Here is a 16,850-nt window from a genome sequence, read left to right on the forward strand (position 1 = left end):
CAATCATTTTTCAATGTTAATAACAATCATTTAAATATAAAAAACAATGCGCTAATAACTATTTAAATTTTGTAAATTTGCCTGCGTTTATAAGCGCAACATGACAAGTAAGACAAAGTACATTTTTGTAACCGGTGGGGTTACATCTTCATTAGGTAAAGGCATCATTGCCGCATCTTTAGCCAAATTATTACAAGCACAAGGTTATAGAGTTACCATCCAAAAATTAGATCCATATATTAACGTAGATCCAGGAACTTTAAACCCTTACGAGCATGGAGAATGTTATGTGACCGAGGACGGCGCAGAAACAGATTTGGATTTAGGGCATTACGAGCGCTTTTTAAATGTACCTACAAGTCAAGCCAATAATGTAACGACGGGGCGTATTTACCAAAGTGTGATTCAAAAGGAACGTGAAGGCAAATTTCTTGGAAAAACGGTTCAGGTAGTGCCACATATTACAAATGAAATTAAGCGACGTGTTCAAATTCTTGGAAAATCCGGTGATTATGATATCGTAATTACGGAGATTGGAGGAACGGTTGGTGATATAGAATCTTTACCTTATATAGAAGCTGTACGTCAATTACGCTGGGATTTGGGAGAGCACAATGGTTTGGTGATTCATTTAACCTTAGTGCCTTATTTATCGGCAGCTGGAGAATTGAAAACGAAGCCTACGCAACATAGTGTAAAAACATTGATGGAAAGTGGGGTACAAGCCGATATTTTGGTATGTAGAACAGAGCATAACCTGCCAAAGGATTTACGTAGAAAATTAGCATTGTTTTGTAACGTAACTGCCGATTCTGTAATTCAATCCATTGATGCATCAACTATTTATGATGTGCCAAATTTAATGTTGAAAGAAGGGCTTGATAAAATAGTGCTTAAAAAATTGGATTTGGAAAGTACCAAACCAGATATTTCTAATTGGAACAAATTTGTGCACCGCTATAAAAACCCTAAAACCGAAGTTAATATCGGTTTAATAGGTAAATATGTAGAATTACAGGATTCTTATAAATCTATTTTAGAGTCTTTTATTCATGCGGGTGCTGCAAATGAGGTTAGGGTTAATGTGGAGTCGGTACATTCTGAGTATTTAAATAATGAAAACACCGAGTTGATGTTAGGGCATTTAGATGCTGTTTTGGTGGCGCCTGGTTTTGGAGAGCGTGGCATTGAAGGTAAAATTTCAGCGGTAAAATTTGTTAGGGAAAATAATATTCCATTTTTAGGGATATGTTTGGGAATGCAAATGGCGGTCATTGAATTTGCACGTAATGTGTTGCATTTAAAAGATGCGAATTCTTCTGAAATGGATGCTGATACACCACATCCTGTAATTGATTTAATGGAAGAACAAAAAACCATTAAAAATAAAGGTGGCACTATGCGTTTAGGCGCATGGGACTGTGCATTGACGCCAGGTAGTAAAGTCGCTAAAATCTATAAAACCGAGGATATAAAAGAACGTCACAGACATCGTTATGAATTTAATAGCGACTATAAATCTCAAATTGAAGAAGGAGGTATGTTTGCCACGGGATTAAACCCTAAAACTAAATTGGTTGAAATTGTAGAAATTCCAGATCATCCATGGTTTATAGGTGTGCAGTACCACCCAGAATATAAGAGTACAGTTGCAAGTCCGCATCCATTATTTGTGGCATTTGTAAAAGCAGCTTTAAAACATAAGAATTCAAAATAGATGTCATAGTGGCATTTAAATATAAACTGGATAGTTTTTTGTTCATCACAAAACTTAAATAAACAACTCGTTATTCCCATTAAGTCGAAATTTAAATTTCATCTAGAATAACACCAACTACATATGGAAGAAAAGAAATTTGATATTAAAACCGTCATTGGTTACGCATTAATTTTTGGCTTAATTATATTTTGGTTTTATAAAAACCAACCCACTCCCGAAGAACTAGAAGCGCAAGAAAAGGCAAAACAAGAGCAGGTTGAAGCTGAGAAAAAAGCAAAGGAAGACAAACAAACTTTGGTGACTCCTCCCGAAGATTATGCGCCAGCAGCAAATTTAGATTCGCTTGGATTAATTCAACTGAAAAATAAACTAGGGATTTTAGCCTATTCTGAAACACTAGCTACCGGAAAGAATGAAACTGTGGTTGAAACGGATGTTTTTAAACTAACCTTTAATCATAGAGGCGGTTATTTATCTGAAGTAAAGTTGAAGCAATTTGTGGATTATGATTCAGTACCAATATATATTATCAAGGACAATAATGCAGTTTTCAATTTAGATTTTGGTACTACCGATAGCAGAATTATAAATACAAAAGAGCGCTATTTTCAGCCTACAGTTTCAAAGAACGGTGAAAATACTATCGTTTCGATGAAGTTTAAAGTAACCGAAAATAAATTTTTGGAGTACAGATATGAGTTGAAACCTGATGATTACATGATAGATTTTAGTGTAAAGTCTCAAGGTTTAAATGATGTCATCAACAGTTCTCAAACTATTAATTTAGATTGGAAATTGAAAGGATATAGACATGCAAAGAGTATTTCATATGAAAACAGATATACCGATGTGCATTATGAATATGAAGGAGGAAAAACCGATTATACGGGAGCGCGTGATGGCGAAGAGGTGTTGGAAGATGTTACGTGGATAGGTTACAAGCAACATTTCTTTTCTTCTGTACTTTTAACAGATAATGCTTTTAAAACGGCAACTATTACAACTGAAAATTTAGTTGAAGATGAAGAAATAGATACGGTTTATACAAAGATGTTCGCTTCAAAAATACCTTTAGAATTAAAAGGTGGCGAAATAAACGAGTCGATGGATTGGTATATTGGTCCTAACGATTTTAATATTTTAAATGCCTACGATAGAAATTTAGACGAAATAGTGCCATTTGGGTGGGGAATTTTCGGGTGGATTAACCGCTACGTTTTTATGCCGTTATTTGGTTTCTTAGGTGGTTTTATGCCTTATGGAATTGCTATTGTAGTGATGACTATTTTAGTGAAAATATTATTGTCCTTTGTACAGTACAAGCAATTTTTATCTCAGGCAAAAATGAAAATTTTAAAGCCAGAGTTAGATGCTATACGTGAGAAGCACAAGGATAATAAAATGAAAGCACAACAAGAAACTATGGCGTTACAAACCAAGGCAGGGGCAAGTCCTCTCGCGGGTTGTTTGCCAGCTTTAATACAGTTGCCTGTGTTTTATGCGTTGTTCCAGTTTTTCCCTTCGGCATTCGATTTAAGGCAGAAAAGTTTCCTTTGGGCAGAAGATTTATCATCTTATGACACGATTGCAGAATTGCCATTTCATATTCCGTTTTATGGGAGTCATGTTAGTTTGTTTCCAATTTTGGCGTCTATTGCCATTTTCTTTTATATGCGTTTAACAACGGGTCAGAATATGCAATCGCAACCACAGCAGGAAGGGATGCCAGACATGGCAAAAATGATGAAATACATGATGTATTTCTCGCCAATAATGATGTTGTTCTTCTTTAATAACTATGCATCTGGTTTGAGTTTGTATTACTTTATCTCAAACTTAATTAGTATCGGAATTATCTTGGTTATTAAAAATTATATTTTGGATGAAGACAAGATTCATGCACAAATCCAGGAGAACAAAAAGAAACCTAAAAAGCAGAATAAGTTTCAGACTAAAATGAAACAGATGATGGAGCAGGCAGAACAACAAAAACAACTGCAACAGAAGAAGAAAAAATAATTTTTAAGCTGCCTTTTGGCAGCTTTTTTGTTTCACAAGAAATTTAGAATATTAGCGTTATTTATCTTATTCACATTAAGAATTTTTTTAAAAATGAAAAAAATATTAGCGCTTAGTTGTTTCTTAATCATCAGTTCTTCTTTTGCACAAACCATAAATCAGTTTGATGATGCAGGAAAGCGTCATGGTGTTTGGCGTAAAACTTTTGATGGTACTGAAGTATTACGATATGAAGGTGCATTCCATCACGGAAACGAAACAGGATTATTTAAGTTCTACAAAAACATCAAAGGAATAGCGGTACTAACTGCAACGAGACAATTTACGGATACTAGTGACATTGCTGAGGTTAAATTTTTCACTTCCAAAGGAAAGATTGTTAGTGAAGGCAATATGCGCAGAAAAATCTATGTAGGCACATGGAAATATTATCAAAAAGATTCAGATCAGCTTTTAACATTAGAGCACTACAATGAAGAAGGACAATTAGAAGGCCAAAGATGTGTCTATTTTGAAAACGGACAAATTGCTGAAAAAACGTTCTACAAAAGCGGAAACCTTCACCGGGAAGCCATATACTATACGCTTAAAGGAGTTGTGTTAAAAACCTTTATTTACGATAATGGTGAGTTACACGGCGTATCAAAATACTATAACCCTAAAGGGGAATTAATTGTAGAAGGATATTACAAAAACGGTAAAAAACATGGTGTTTGGAATTATTATGAAAATGGAAAGTTAGTAAACACTAAAAACTTCACGTTAGAGGGAAAATATAAACCCATGAAAAAAGCCCCTTAATCGAGTTTCTTAAAACTTAAAAATAGGATAAAATTCATGTTAGTATTGAATTTGCTGTCAAACAAAAGCCATAGAATTATGTATCTTTGTGCACTTAAAATTATTCAGAAGTAAAAAATGAAAAGGGTTGTAATTGGGCTTTCGGGAGGTGTAGATTCTAGCGTTGCTGCTTATCTTTTAAAGGAGCAAGGTTATGAGGTTATAGGCTTGTTTATGAAAAACTGGCATGATGATTCTGTAACCATTTCTAATGAATGTCCATGGCTAGACGATAGCAACGATGCGTTGTTGGTTGCCGATAAACTCGGAATTCCTTTTCAAACGGTAGATTTAAGTGAAGCATATAAGGAACGTATTGTAGATTATATGTTTCATGAATATAAAATGGGGAGAACGCCAAATCCTGATGTTTTATGTAATCGCGAAATAAAGTTTGATGTCTTTATGAAAATTGCACTAGAACTTGGTGCAGATTATGTGGCTACTGGCCATTATTGCAGAAAAGGCTCTATTAACAAAGACGGAAATGAGATCTTTCAGTTATTAACTGGTAAAGATGATAATAAAGACCAGTCTTATTTTTTATGTCAACTATCTCAAGAACAATTATCTAAATCTTTATTTCCAATAGGAGAATTAACCAAGCCGGAAGTTCGGGAAATCGCCACTAAACTAGATTTAGTGACGGCAGATAAAAAAGATTCCCAAGGCTTATGTTTTATAGGTAAAGTGAAATTACCAGATTTTTTACAACAGCAACTCAAACCGAAAGAGGGAGTTATTGTTGAGGTTTCAGAAGATGAAGACCTTTTTCAGAATAAAAAAACAGGTTTCAGTTCAAAAGAAGAAGAACTTGAATACCTCTCTAGAAAAATAAATTATACACTAGAAAGCGGTAAGATGGTAGGCAAACATCAAGGCGCTCACTATTTTACAAAAGGGCAACGCAAAGGTTTAGCAGTTGGCGGCACACCAGAACCATTATTTGTGATAGATACAAACGTAGAGGATAATATTATATACACCGGACAAGGTAAAAATCATCCAGGATTATTTAAAAAAGCACTTTTTATTACGAATGAAGAATTGCACTGGATACGAGAAGATTTAACTTTAGAAGTAAACCAAACAATGGAAGTTCTATCAAGAATTAGATATAGGCAACCGTTAGAGAAAGCGATTCTTCATAAAGTAGCCTCCGGTATGTATATTGAATTTGAAAATTTTCAATCCGCAATTACCGAAGGGCAATTTGCAGCTTGGTATATCAAGGACGAATTGATAGGTTCTGGAGTAATTTCGTAACTTAGCTAGAAAACCGAAAGTTATGAAAAGCGGATTATGTCTATTAGTCCTGTTGTTTTCCTGTTTTATCCTATTTGCTCAAGAAGATGCTTGGGTCTATTTAACTGATAAACAGGATGTAGTTACTTCAATAGCAAACCCTATTTCCATACTCACACAAAAAGCAATTGATAGAAAGAACAGACATGGTGTTTCTATTGATGCTCGCGATGTTCCTGTAAATGAAAGTTATATTTCGCAACTAAAAGGAGAAACTGGAATAACGGTATTGGCAAAATCTAAATGGTTTAATGCGGTTCATGTAAGGGGGGATTTATCAGATATTCAAGCCCTAGGAGGCTTAAGCTTTGTGAATACTATTGATTTTGCTGATAAAAATTTGAATACAACTAGTAAGTTTTCAAAAGAAAAACGAGTTTCTAAATTGGAAGGCTCATTTACAACTTTCGATTACGGAGATGCTGCAAACCAAATTGAAATGTTTAACGGAGACGCTTTGCACCAGCATCCTTCAAATTATACCGGCACGGGAATGACCATTGCAGTTTTAGATGCCGGTTTTCCTAAGGTTAACGTAATGTCTTCATTCCAAAGAACAAGAACAGCAGGAAATATTAAGGGAAGTTACGATTTTGTGAATAGAGATACAGATGTTTACACGGGGACAACAAGTAATCACGGTACATGGGTTTTAAGCGATATGGCAGGTTATATTGAAAATGAATTTGTTGGAACTGCCCCAGATGCATCTTATTATCTATTTATTACCGAAGATGGAACAAGTGAAAACCCCGTTGAGGAAAGTTATTGGGTTGAAGCTGCGGAACGTGCTGATAGTCTGGGAGTAGATATTATCAATACATCTTTGGGCTATACTACTTATGATAATTCCAATTACAGTTATACACCTTCTGATATGGATGGCAATACAGCCTACATTACAAAAGGCGCAAACATAGCTTTTGAAAAAGGGATGCTTTTGGTTAATTCTGCCGGTAATTCTGGAAGTCCCTCAGATCCATGGCAAATTGTTGGAGCGCCTGCCGATGCATCTGGTGTGTTAAGTGTGGGAGCTGTTAAATTTGACGGTACTTATGCAGATTTTAGCTCTAAAGGAAGTGCGACACAACCCACTCAAAAACCAGATGTTGTTGCACAAGGAGAAGCGAGTTACATTATCAATGAAAATGATGAGATTGCAACTGCAAATGGCACTTCTTTTAGTTCGCCAATTCTGGCTGGTGGTATTGCCTGTTTATGGCAAGCTTTACCTGACAAGACCAATGCTGAAATTATGCAATTGGTAAGAGAGTCCGCATCTCAATATAACGCACCGGATTTCTTTTTAGGCTATGGCATTCCTAATCTTGAAGCGGCTTTAAATGTGGCATTATCTGTTGATTCCAATGAAATAGAATCTAAAAATATGAGACTCTTTCCTAATCCTTTTAAAGATGAATTATATATTAAGCTGCCTGTTCAGGGTAATACTAATGAACTACATATATATGATGTTTTAGGTAAAGGTATAAAGCGTTATAAACTGTCATCAATTTCCAGTAAAATTGATGTTTCCACTTTGTTAAAAGGTGTTTATATCGCTAAAGTTACCTCAGATAACCATTCAAAAATTTTCAAAATAGTTAAACAGTAATGCCAAATAGAATTACCGAATTATTCAACATTAAATACCCTATTGTTCAGGCAGGAATGATTTGGAATAGTGGTTGGCGATTAGCTTCTGCATCAAGTAATTCAGGAATTTTAGGTTTAATTGGCGCAGGTTCAATGTATCCTGAGGTATTACGAGAGCATATTCAAAAATGTAAAAAAGCAACAGATAAACCTTTTGGGGTTAATGTACCCATGTTGTATCCAGACATTGAAAAAATAATGGATATTATAGTTGAAGAAGGTGTTAAAATTGTGTTTACATCAGCAGGAAATCCAAAAACTTGGACGCCTTGGTTACAAGAAAAAGACATCACAGTAGTACACGTTGTAAGTAGTGTGAAATTTGCTTTGAAAGCTCAGGAAGCAGGTGTTGATGCAATAGTTGCTGAAGGTTTTGAAGCTGGAGGCCACAATGGTAGAGATGAAACTACTACACTCACTTTAATTCCGATGGTAAAAGAAAAAATTAAAATACCGCTTATTGCCGCAGGTGGCATTGCAACAGGACATGCCATGTTAGCATGTATGGTTTTGGGTGCCGATGGTGTTCAAATTGGAAGCAGGTTTGTAGCGAGCGAAGAAAGTTCAGCACATCATGCTTTTAAAAAAGTAGTTGTTGATGCCAAGGAAGGCGATACGCAACTCACATTAAAAGAATTAGCACCTGTTAGATTGATTAAGAATAAGTTCTATAATGATATTCAGGATTTGTACAAAAAAAGTCCGACTGTTGAAGATTTAAAACAACTCTTAGGAAGAGCAAGAGCTAAAAAAGGGATGTTTGAAGGCGATTTAGATGAAGGCGAACTCGAAATTGGACAAATATCAGGATTGATACATGACATAAAACCTGTTGCAGTTATTGTTAAAGATCTTCTAAATGAATTTGAGCAAGCCAAATTAAATTTACATGAATTAAGATTTTAGAAACAAAAAGGGGAAATTTAAATTTCCCCTTTTCTAATATCGAAACCCAAGCCTTTTTTTTAAATCCCTAATAAAAAGAATGCTAATAGTTTCAATGCCATTACGTTCAATTGGAATTACAGTATGATACAATATATTAAAACACTTTATTTTAATCAAGATATTTAACATTAATTATTAACATATGTTAATAATCCAAGTCTCAAAAAGAGTCAGATATAGTTCGGTAATGCAAAGGCTAAACTTTATTTTTGCCCCATGCAAATACAGAATTACACAAAAGAATTTAAATACAACTGGAAACTGGCATCGCCTGTAATGTTAGGGATGCTAGGGCATACTTTTGTGAGTTTTGTAGATAATATTATGGTTGGCCAATTAGGAACTGCAGAATTGGCTGCCGTATCTCTTGGAAATAGCTTTATGTTTATTGCCATGTCTCTGGGTATTGGGTTTTCAACAGCTATAACGCCACTAATTGCCGAAACAGATGCAGAAGGCCATGTTGCTAAAGGAAAATCTTATTTCAAACATGGCTTGTTTTTATGCACGGTTTTAGGTGTATTATTGTTTTTGATAGTACTTTTATCAAAACCGCTCATGTATTTGATGAAACAACCAGAAGAAGTTGTTGCTTTAGCCATTCCATACTTAGATTTAGTAGCAATTTCATTAATTCCGTTGATTGTTTTTCAGGGTTTTAAACAGTTTAGTGATGGTTTGGCAATGACTAAATATCCTATGTATGCCACATTAATTGGTAATATTGTGAATATTGTTGTAAACTATATACTCATTTTTGGAAAGTTTGGAATGCCTGAAATGGGCATTGTTGGTGCTGCATACGGCACACTTGCTTCTCGAATTATAATGGTGATTTATTTATGGTTTTTGTTGAAGGGAAAAGAGAAATCTAAAAATTACGTTACAAATATAAAATTCTTTGTTTTGGATAAATTAGTGCTAAAACGGGTATTTAATTTGGGTGTGCCAAGCGCAATGCAGATGTTTTTTGAAGTCGCCATTTTTACGGCAGCCATTTGGTTAAGTGGTTTACTTGGGAAAAACCCGCAAGCGGCAAATCAAATCGCTTTAAATTTGGGCTCTATGACATTTATGGTGGCTATGGGGCTAAGTGTTGCTGCTATGATTCGTGTAGGTAATCAAAAGGGATTAAAAAACTATTTTGAATTGAGACGCATTGCATTTTCTATTTTCTTCTTCGGAATTATTTTAGCCATCGGATTTGCTATTTTGTTTTTCATATTTCATAATCAATTGCCAAAATTGTATTTAGATTATAATGATGTTGAAAATACTATAGATAATAGAGAGGTATTGGAAATAGCCTCCAAATTATTATTGGTTGCTGCCATTTTTCAAATAAGTGATAGTATTCAAGTCGTGATGCTTGGAGCTTTAAGAGGTTTGCAGGATGTAAAAATTCCGATGGTATTAGTGTTTATATCCTATTGGATTATAGGTTTTCCAATTTGTTGGTTCCTTGGAAAAGCCGAAGTTTATGGAAGTATAGGAATATGGATTGGGCTTTTGGCGGGATTAACAACTGCTTCAATTTTATTGTATATTCGATTTAACTATCTAACTAAAAAGTTAATTTTGTCATCAACTAAATCTTAAATAATGAGCTTACCAAAATTTATACTCGGCGATAACACAGAATATCCAAATGCCATATTCGTAATTCATACTGAATTCCCCAGATTTATAATAAATCTTGAAAATGATGAGGTTGAATGGTTTGAGGATTTTGATGCCGAAGATCAAAAGGAATTGGAAAACGAAACCGAAAATGCCATAAAATCAGCAACTGATTTTTATGATAGTGAAATTGCTAAATACGACGATTAATTTATGATGGACCAAATTCTACAATACGATAAAGAGCTGTTTTTGTTTTTAAATGGTTTAGGTTCTTCAACTTGGGATAACTTTTGGTTAGTGGTAACCTATAAATTCAGTTCTATTCCGCTTTATGCGCTGTTATTGTTTTTATTGTACAAACAATACGGACTGAAATCGTTATTGATTTTTATGGTAGTTGTTGCTCTAATGATCACATTTACAGACCAAATTACCAATGTATTTAAACGCACATTTGAAAGACCGAGACCTTGTGGGGAAGCAGATTTAATTGACCGTATGCGCATGGTTGCAGCGTATTGCGGGAAGTATGGTTTTTTCTCTGGACATTCTTCAAACTCAATGTCCACCGCAGTTTTTGCTGGATTAGCGTTACGAGCTAGTTACAAGAATTTTATTTTTGTGCTTCTGTTTTGGAGTGTTGCCGTTGCTTACAGTCGTATTTATGTCGGTGTGCATTATCCTTTAGATATTATCTGCGGAATGACTTTCGGTGCAATGTCTGGGTTTCTATTTTATAAACTGGCGATGTACTCAATCAAGCGTTTTGTGAAAATTCAGTAGTTTGTCTATTGGAAGTATTTATAACAATTTGATTTTTTGATTTTGTAGTGTATTGAAAAGTAAATGTACCTCTAAAAACCCACCCCTAACCCCTCCAAGTAGGGGAATGGTTTAAGGGATGTAATTATACTTTCCGAAGAAAAACTTAGAATATTTAACTATTGAAAATCAACTTTCAAAACTTCCGCCCGAACCTTTCCCCCTGGGGAGGGGACTAAGGGGTGGGTCATAAAATTAGAATGGAACTTATAATTTGTTTTCTCTAATTATATCCAAAATTTGATGTTTTTTCAGCTTAAAACCCTTTGCGCCTTTGCGGCTTTGCGAGAGATTAATTTAGAGGTAATTTAAGCCTTTAACTTCAAAATAAACTCCGCAGCCACAAAAGGCGTAGTCTCATTATTTTCAACCAACTTCAATTGTTTTTCTAATGCTTCTTTAATTTCAGAACGATTAAAAAAATTAGATTTTAAACGGTCTTCAATAGTTTGAATGAGCCAAAACTTATTCTGTTCATTTCGTTTTATAGTGAAGTAATTATTTGATGTGGTTAATTCTAGATATTCTGAAATCAATTTCCAAATATCCGCAATACCTTCATTTTTTAAGGCACTACATAACGTGACTTTAGGATTCCAACCAGATGGTTTTTTAGGATACAAATGCAATGCTCTATTAAATTCAACTTTTGCTAATTTTGCTGCTTTTTGATTCTCTCCATCTGCTTTATTGATGGCAATGGCATCTGCCATTTCAATAATCCCACGTTTTATACCCTGTAATTCGTCGCCCGCACCTGCCAACTTCAACAATAAAAAGAAATCTACCATGCTATGTACCGCGGTTTCACTTTGACCAACGCCAACGGTTTCTATGATAATCACATCAAAACCAGCGGCTTCACATAGAATGATACTCTCTCTAGTTTTACGGGCAACGCCACCAAGAGTGCTTCCAGAGGCAGACGGACGGATATAAGCCTTCTCATCTTTTACCAAAGAAGCCATTCGGGTTTTATCGCCTAGAATACTGCCTTTTGTAAGTGTGCTACTTGGGTCTATGGCTAATACAGCAACACGCTTTCCTTGACTTGTTAAGTACTTCCCAAAAGCTTCTATAAACGTACTTTTTCCAACTCCCGGAACTCCAGTAATACCAATGCGAATAGACTTGTTGGCATATGGCAAACATTGCTTTAAAATGGTATTGGCTTGTTTGGAATGTTTTGGGTTTATGCTTTCAACAAGTGTTATGGCTTGACTTAAATCACTAATATTTTTATTTAAAATACCTTTTACGAGTTGTTCTGTATTTAGTTTTGTGTTTCGTCTGGATTTAAAATTAGGAATTGAAGAGGTATTGATAATTTCTGCATCAGAAACACCTTCCGTTTTTTTTAAAGCTGTCTTTTTTTTATTGGTCACAACGGTAAAAGAATGTAGCTCTAAGATACTGTTTTAATTTTTTCAAAAATAAAAACTATTTCAAAGGCACTTTTATACGCACATCATCCCAAGCCATGGTCATAAACAAATTATCTGTGGAATTATCGAATGCAATAGTAAATTGTTCTACGAAGGTATTTAGATTTTCTACTGGCGCAATATACTTAACCGCATCAAAAGCAGGTTCGCGAAGTGGTTCAAGGGTTTTATGATCTACACCCCAAGGGTATTGTTTTTTATTAAAAATCACAGTCCAAGCGGTATCATTCGGAATTGTCCAAAGTGTATATTTTCCAGCTTGCAGAGAATCTTTTCCTATTTTAAGAGGCTTATTGGTTTCAAAGGTTGTGGCTTCGTTGGCGCCGGTTCGCCATACTTCATTATATGGCACTAGTGCACCAAAGACTTCGCGTCCTCTTTTTGAGGGACGATTGTAAAATACATTCAGCTTTAAATCATCTACTTTAAAGGCTACATTTTTTTTCGGGCTTTTTCGTTTTTGTAAGCCGTCATTTAAATAAGAATAGACAAATACAACGGTTGCTGCCAGAAATAAAATAAATATAATGCGTTTTAAAAACGTGTTCATGAAAGAGAGATTTTTTAAGGTATAAAGATACTTGATGTCTTGAAACTAATGAAATAGTAACGCGAATTTATTTAGCTTTGTTGTGTGGAGGGTTACTAATGAATAGGACAGGAGACGGAAAAAAAGACGTTAGAGAAAAAAAAGACGTAAGACCTAAGACAAAAAAAGACTATAGGTCTATAGCCAATAAAATTGAGACTGAAACGGACTATGGCGGACTAGCCCGCGTTAAGGATAGTAGAGGAAAGCCCACAGCCCGACGTAGGAGGTGCGAGGACTTGTAACGGATAGCCTGACCCCTTGTGGGTAACGCCCAAATAATTATAATTTTAAAAAATATAGATTTTTTTGCAACACTTCGTTTTTTTAATCGTCTTTTAAACGAACTAACGAATGCCGAATACTATTTAGAATAATCGATTATTTTAAACTCTATTTGGTTTAAAACCAAAAGTAACACAAGCATGTTTAAAGTTGACATTATAGAACAATGTAAACAAAACAATCGCAAGGCACAAATGCAGTTATACAACCAGTACTGCAACGGGATGTATATTGTGGCGAAAAGATTTTTAAAGGATGCTAATGATGCTGAGGATGTGGTGCAGGAGGCTTTCATTAAGGCTTTTACAAAACTACATCAATATAAAGCAGAAGTTACTTTTGGGGCCTGGTTAAAACGCATTGTGGTTAATAAGAGTATCGACTTTCTGAAATCAAAAAAACAACAGTTAGTAGCATTGGAAGAGGTGCACCTAAAAGTGGTCGATACTGAAAATAACGACAAATGGTTGGTAGATGATGCGATTACGGTAAACGATGTTAAGAAGGCAATTAATCGACTGCCAGAAAAATATCAATATGTAGTCATGCTCTATTTAATTGAGGGGTACGATCACCAAGAGATTTCTGAGATTTTGGAGATTTCAGAAGTGGCGTCACGCACACAATTATCGAGAGGAAAAGTGAAATTACAAGAACTGTTAAAACAAGAACACAATGGCACAGGATATTAGGGATTTATTGAAAAATGAGGCGTTGCAACATGAGGACATGCCTAAAAACCATGAAACTCGCTTTCTTGAAAAATTGGAAAATGCGATGCCAGAAACAAAAAAACCGTGGAAATTTAGTTGGTTTAATATTGCTGCAAGTATAGTGCTGTTGATAGGTTTGGGTTTTGGAGCGTATTCTTATTTTCAGCCTGAAACAGGAGGGACTAATGTAGTTGCTGATAATTTGCCTGGTACTAATAAAACTCTAGGCGATGTGTCTCCAGGATTGAAAAAAGTGGAGGATTATTATTTGGCGAGTATTAATTTAGAGTTGTCTAAAATGAAGCCTACGGCAGAAACCAAAGATCTTTTCGATGGGTATTTAGAACAATTGGACGAACTTAATAAAGAGTACAAGCACCTGTCTTTAGAGCTTACCAAGGGTGGTCCATCAGAGTTGACAGTAAATGCATTAATCGATAATTTAAAAATGCGCTTAAACTTATTGTATCGTTTAAAAGAGCAATTAAAAACGTTAAATGTTTCTGATGATGTAATTGAAGAAACATTGCAAACATCTTAAAAAATCAAAAAATGAACGCAAAAATTATAAAAATGAAATTACTTGCACTAGCTTTTTTTGCCGTGGCATTGCTTGGAGCACAAGAGAAATTGACCAAAGTCTCTCAAACCATTAAAGTGGATAAGGATGTAACCATCGATTTAAACACAAGCCATTGTAACATCGTTTTTGATACTTGGAATAAGGGCGAAGTACAAATAGAAGCTTATATTGAAAGTGATGCATTGACAAGGGAGGAATTAGAACAAGCCATGAAAAATTGGAAACTTGAGATTGATGGCTCTAAAGATTTGGTTATGATTAAAACGGCTGGCAATCATACGCCTAGTTTGTGGGTTGCCGACCATCACGACCATTATGGCGAAGAGGTAAAAAAATTGCTTAAAGAGCTTAAGTATGAATTGGCCGATTTGCCTGAAATGATTATGGAAATTGATGTTGATATCCCTGAATTACCAGAACTTCCAGAAATGCCTGAAATGCCAGAATTACCAGAACTTCCAGAATTGCCAAAGGGTATTAAATCTGTGGCTTTCGATTATAAAGCCTACAAAAAAGATGGCGAAAAGTATTTGGAAAAATGGTCTGAAGAATTTGAGTCCACTTACGGAAAAGATTATGCAAAAAAGATGGAAGCCTGGGGCGAGAAATTCGGAAAAGAGTGGGGAGAGAAGTTTGGTAAGGATATGGAAAAATGGGGCGAGAAATTTGGAGAAGAATGGGGCGAGGCATATGGAAAAAAAATGGAAGCTTGGGGTGAGCGATTTGCAGCCCAAATGGAACGACGCGCAGAACACATGGAAAAGCACGCAGAGCGAATGGAAGAACAACACGAAAAGCGGGCGGAGATGCATGAAAATGAAAAACGCGCAGAGATCCATAAAAAGCGGGCAGAGGCAATGGAGAAGTTGGCTGAAGAACGTGCTAAATTAGCTGAAAAGCGTGCAAAGCATATTAAAGCAAAAAGTCTTTTTTCAAAAAAGTCATCTGGTAAAAACAAGCACACACATTTAAAAAAGACCATTATTATCAAAATGCCAAAAAAGGCAAAAATAAAGGTGAATGTAAGACATGGGGAATTGGAATTTGCATCGCTTCTTGAAGACGTTCAGGCAGATTTATCCTATACAACATTTAAAGCAGAAGGCATTAATGGGAGCAGGACTTCCATTAGTGCTGCCTATGCACCCGTTTATGTGTCTCATTGGAATTTGGGGGAATTAAATCTGAACCATGTGAGGGATGCAAAATTGAATACCGTAAAACATGTGGTTTTAAATTCGAACTCTTCAAACGTGAAAATTAATAATGTGATTAGTAGCGCCATTGTTGATGGTAATATTGGTGATATTAAAATATTGAAAGTAGATGATAGTTTTACCAACTTAAACTTTATTTTTCAAAATAATAATGCGATAATTGTAATGCCAAAAGTGAATTATAATCTAAAGTATAAAGGAAAAAATTCAAGTTTGAGCCATCCTAATAATACCGATGGTAAAAACATTTCTTCAATGACTATGAGCAATACTGAAAGTAACAAAACGGTTATTGTGAATGCAAAATATAGCAAAGTAACTCTAGAGTAGATTTCTTAGCTTTGGGGAAATGATTCAACAATAATGACCTCAAGCGAATTTTTGAACTTTCTTAAAAGCATCTGCTCCAAACCACTTCACGTTTTAGATGCCACTATTCCTAAATCGAAATATGTTCCTTTAAATTTATCCGAAAGCAATCCAGAGCTTCAAAAAACAAATATTTCTTCTTCATCTGAATTTTCAAAGTACATTAATGCTTATTTAAAAAAACATAACGCCGTTGTTGCTTATGGTGGTTATAATGAAGTACGCACTATGTATAACCGAAGTACTCATTTTAATTCTGAAACATCAAAAAACCGTAATATTCATTTGGGTTTGGATTTATGGTGTGCTGCTGAAACTATGATTTATACGCCTCTTGATGGTGAAGTGCATAGCTTTAAAAACAATACCAATTATGGGGATTATGGACCAACTATAATTTTAAGACATATTATTTCAGGTGTTGAATTTTATACACTTTATGGACATTTGAGTTTGAATTCTATTGAAAACTTAAAAGTAGGGCAGCAATTTAAACAAGGAGACAAAATTGCAACTTTGGGAACTGCGAGTATAAATGGTGATTATCCTCCGCATTTGCATTTTCAGATTATAAAAGATGTACAGGGTTATTTTGGAGATTATCCCGGGGTTTGTAATGGACAGGATTTGGAGTTTTATTTGGGGAATTGTGTTGATCCTGGGGGTGTTCTTGGTTTGAGGAGTTAGGAGGGAATGGTTTTGTATTCTTGATTTTT

At 35.1% G+C, this 16,850-nt stretch carries 15 protein-coding genes; 13 read left to right on the top strand and 2 right to left on the bottom strand.

Going from position 1 to position 16,850, the window contains the following annotated elements; translation table 11 throughout:
* Positions 1–100 precede the first annotated feature (100 nt).
* The 9 genes from ABXQ82_RS10700 to ABXQ82_RS10740 all read left to right on the top strand — a co-directional run bounded on the left by ABXQ82_RS10700 (position 101) and on the right by ABXQ82_RS10740 (position 10,894).
* Positions 101–1,717 (top strand): CTP synthase, encoded by a 1,617-nt coding sequence (locus tag ABXQ82_RS10700; RefSeq protein ID WP_367059009.1) that lies wholly within the window; start codon positions 101–103, stop codon positions 1,715–1,717.
* A 123-nt stretch (positions 1,718–1,840) separates the two neighbouring features.
* A complete protein-coding gene (gene yidC, locus ABXQ82_RS10705) occupies positions 1,841–3,739 on the top strand; it encodes a membrane protein insertase YidC (protein WP_367059012.1) in 1,899 nt (632 codons plus the stop codon).
* 93 nt (positions 3,740–3,832) lie between these two features.
* Positions 3,833–4,540: a toxin-antitoxin system YwqK family antitoxin gene (locus ABXQ82_RS10710; protein ID WP_367059015.1), complete on the top strand. Its 708-nt coding sequence runs from the start codon at positions 3,833–3,835 to the stop codon at positions 4,538–4,540.
* 117 nt (positions 4,541–4,657) lie between these two features.
* Positions 4,658–5,845, top strand: coding sequence for a tRNA 2-thiouridine(34) synthase MnmA (gene mnmA / locus ABXQ82_RS10715; protein WP_367059018.1), 1,188 nt, complete (start codon positions 4,658–4,660; stop codon positions 5,843–5,845).
* 22 nt (positions 5,846–5,867) lie between these two features.
* Positions 5,868–7,499: a S8 family serine peptidase gene (locus ABXQ82_RS10720; RefSeq protein WP_367059021.1), complete on the top strand. Its 1,632-nt coding sequence runs from the start codon at positions 5,868–5,870 to the stop codon at positions 7,497–7,499.
* Positions 7,499–8,446, top strand: a complete 948-nt coding sequence (locus ABXQ82_RS10725; RefSeq protein ID WP_367059024.1) for a nitronate monooxygenase — start codon at positions 7,499–7,501, stop codon at positions 8,444–8,446. The genes ABXQ82_RS10720 and ABXQ82_RS10725 overlap by 1 nt, the downstream gene beginning before the upstream one ends.
* A 258-nt stretch (positions 8,447–8,704) precedes the next feature.
* A complete protein-coding gene (locus tag ABXQ82_RS10730) occupies positions 8,705–10,087 on the top strand; it encodes an MATE family efflux transporter (protein ID WP_367059027.1) in 1,383 nt (460 codons plus the stop codon).
* 3 nt (positions 10,088–10,090) lie between these two features.
* Positions 10,091–10,318, top strand: coding sequence for a hypothetical protein (locus ABXQ82_RS10735; protein WP_367059030.1), 228 nt, complete (start codon positions 10,091–10,093; stop codon positions 10,316–10,318).
* 3 nt (positions 10,319–10,321) lie between these two features.
* Positions 10,322–10,894, top strand: coding sequence for a phosphatase PAP2 family protein (locus tag ABXQ82_RS10740; RefSeq protein WP_367059033.1), 573 nt, complete (start codon positions 10,322–10,324; stop codon positions 10,892–10,894).
* Between the two features lie 347 nt (positions 10,895–11,241).
* On the opposite strand, the gene meaB is transcribed toward ABXQ82_RS10740, so the two are convergent.
* A complete protein-coding gene (gene meaB, locus ABXQ82_RS10745) occupies positions 11,242–12,318 on the bottom strand; it encodes a methylmalonyl Co-A mutase-associated GTPase MeaB (RefSeq protein WP_367059036.1) in 1,077 nt (358 codons plus the stop codon).
* 55 nt (positions 12,319–12,373) lie between these two features.
* Positions 12,374–12,928, bottom strand: a complete 555-nt coding sequence (locus ABXQ82_RS10750; RefSeq protein ID WP_367059039.1) for a DUF2911 domain-containing protein — start codon at positions 12,926–12,928, stop codon at positions 12,374–12,376.
* A 464-nt stretch (positions 12,929–13,392) separates the two neighbouring features.
* Between ABXQ82_RS10750 and ABXQ82_RS10755 the strand changes: the two genes are divergently transcribed.
* The 4 genes from ABXQ82_RS10755 to ABXQ82_RS10770 are packed head-to-tail and all read left to right on the top strand — an operon-like array spanning position 13,393 to position 16,821.
* Positions 13,393–13,944 carry an RNA polymerase sigma factor gene (locus tag ABXQ82_RS10755; protein ID WP_367059042.1) on the top strand — a complete coding sequence of 184 codons (552 nt, stop codon included), beginning with the start codon at positions 13,393–13,395 and terminating at the stop codon, positions 13,942–13,944.
* Positions 13,928–14,506, top strand: coding sequence for a hypothetical protein (locus ABXQ82_RS10760; protein WP_367059045.1), 579 nt, complete (start codon positions 13,928–13,930; stop codon positions 14,504–14,506). Before ABXQ82_RS10755 ends, ABXQ82_RS10760 begins: the two co-directional genes overlap by 17 nt.
* Positions 14,507–14,538: 32 nt before the next feature.
* Positions 14,539–16,095 (top strand): hypothetical protein, encoded by a 1,557-nt coding sequence (locus ABXQ82_RS10765; protein WP_367059048.1) that lies wholly within the window; start codon positions 14,539–14,541, stop codon positions 16,093–16,095.
* A 33-nt stretch (positions 16,096–16,128) separates the two neighbouring features.
* Positions 16,129–16,821, top strand: a complete 693-nt coding sequence (locus ABXQ82_RS10770; RefSeq protein ID WP_367059051.1) for a peptidoglycan DD-metalloendopeptidase family protein — start codon at positions 16,129–16,131, stop codon at positions 16,819–16,821.
* Positions 16,822–16,850: the final 29 nt, after the last annotated feature.

The sequence above is a fragment of the Algibacter sp. 2305UL17-15 genome, assembly GCF_040720935.1.
Lineage (GTDB): Bacteria > Bacteroidota > Bacteroidia > Flavobacteriales > Flavobacteriaceae > Jejuia.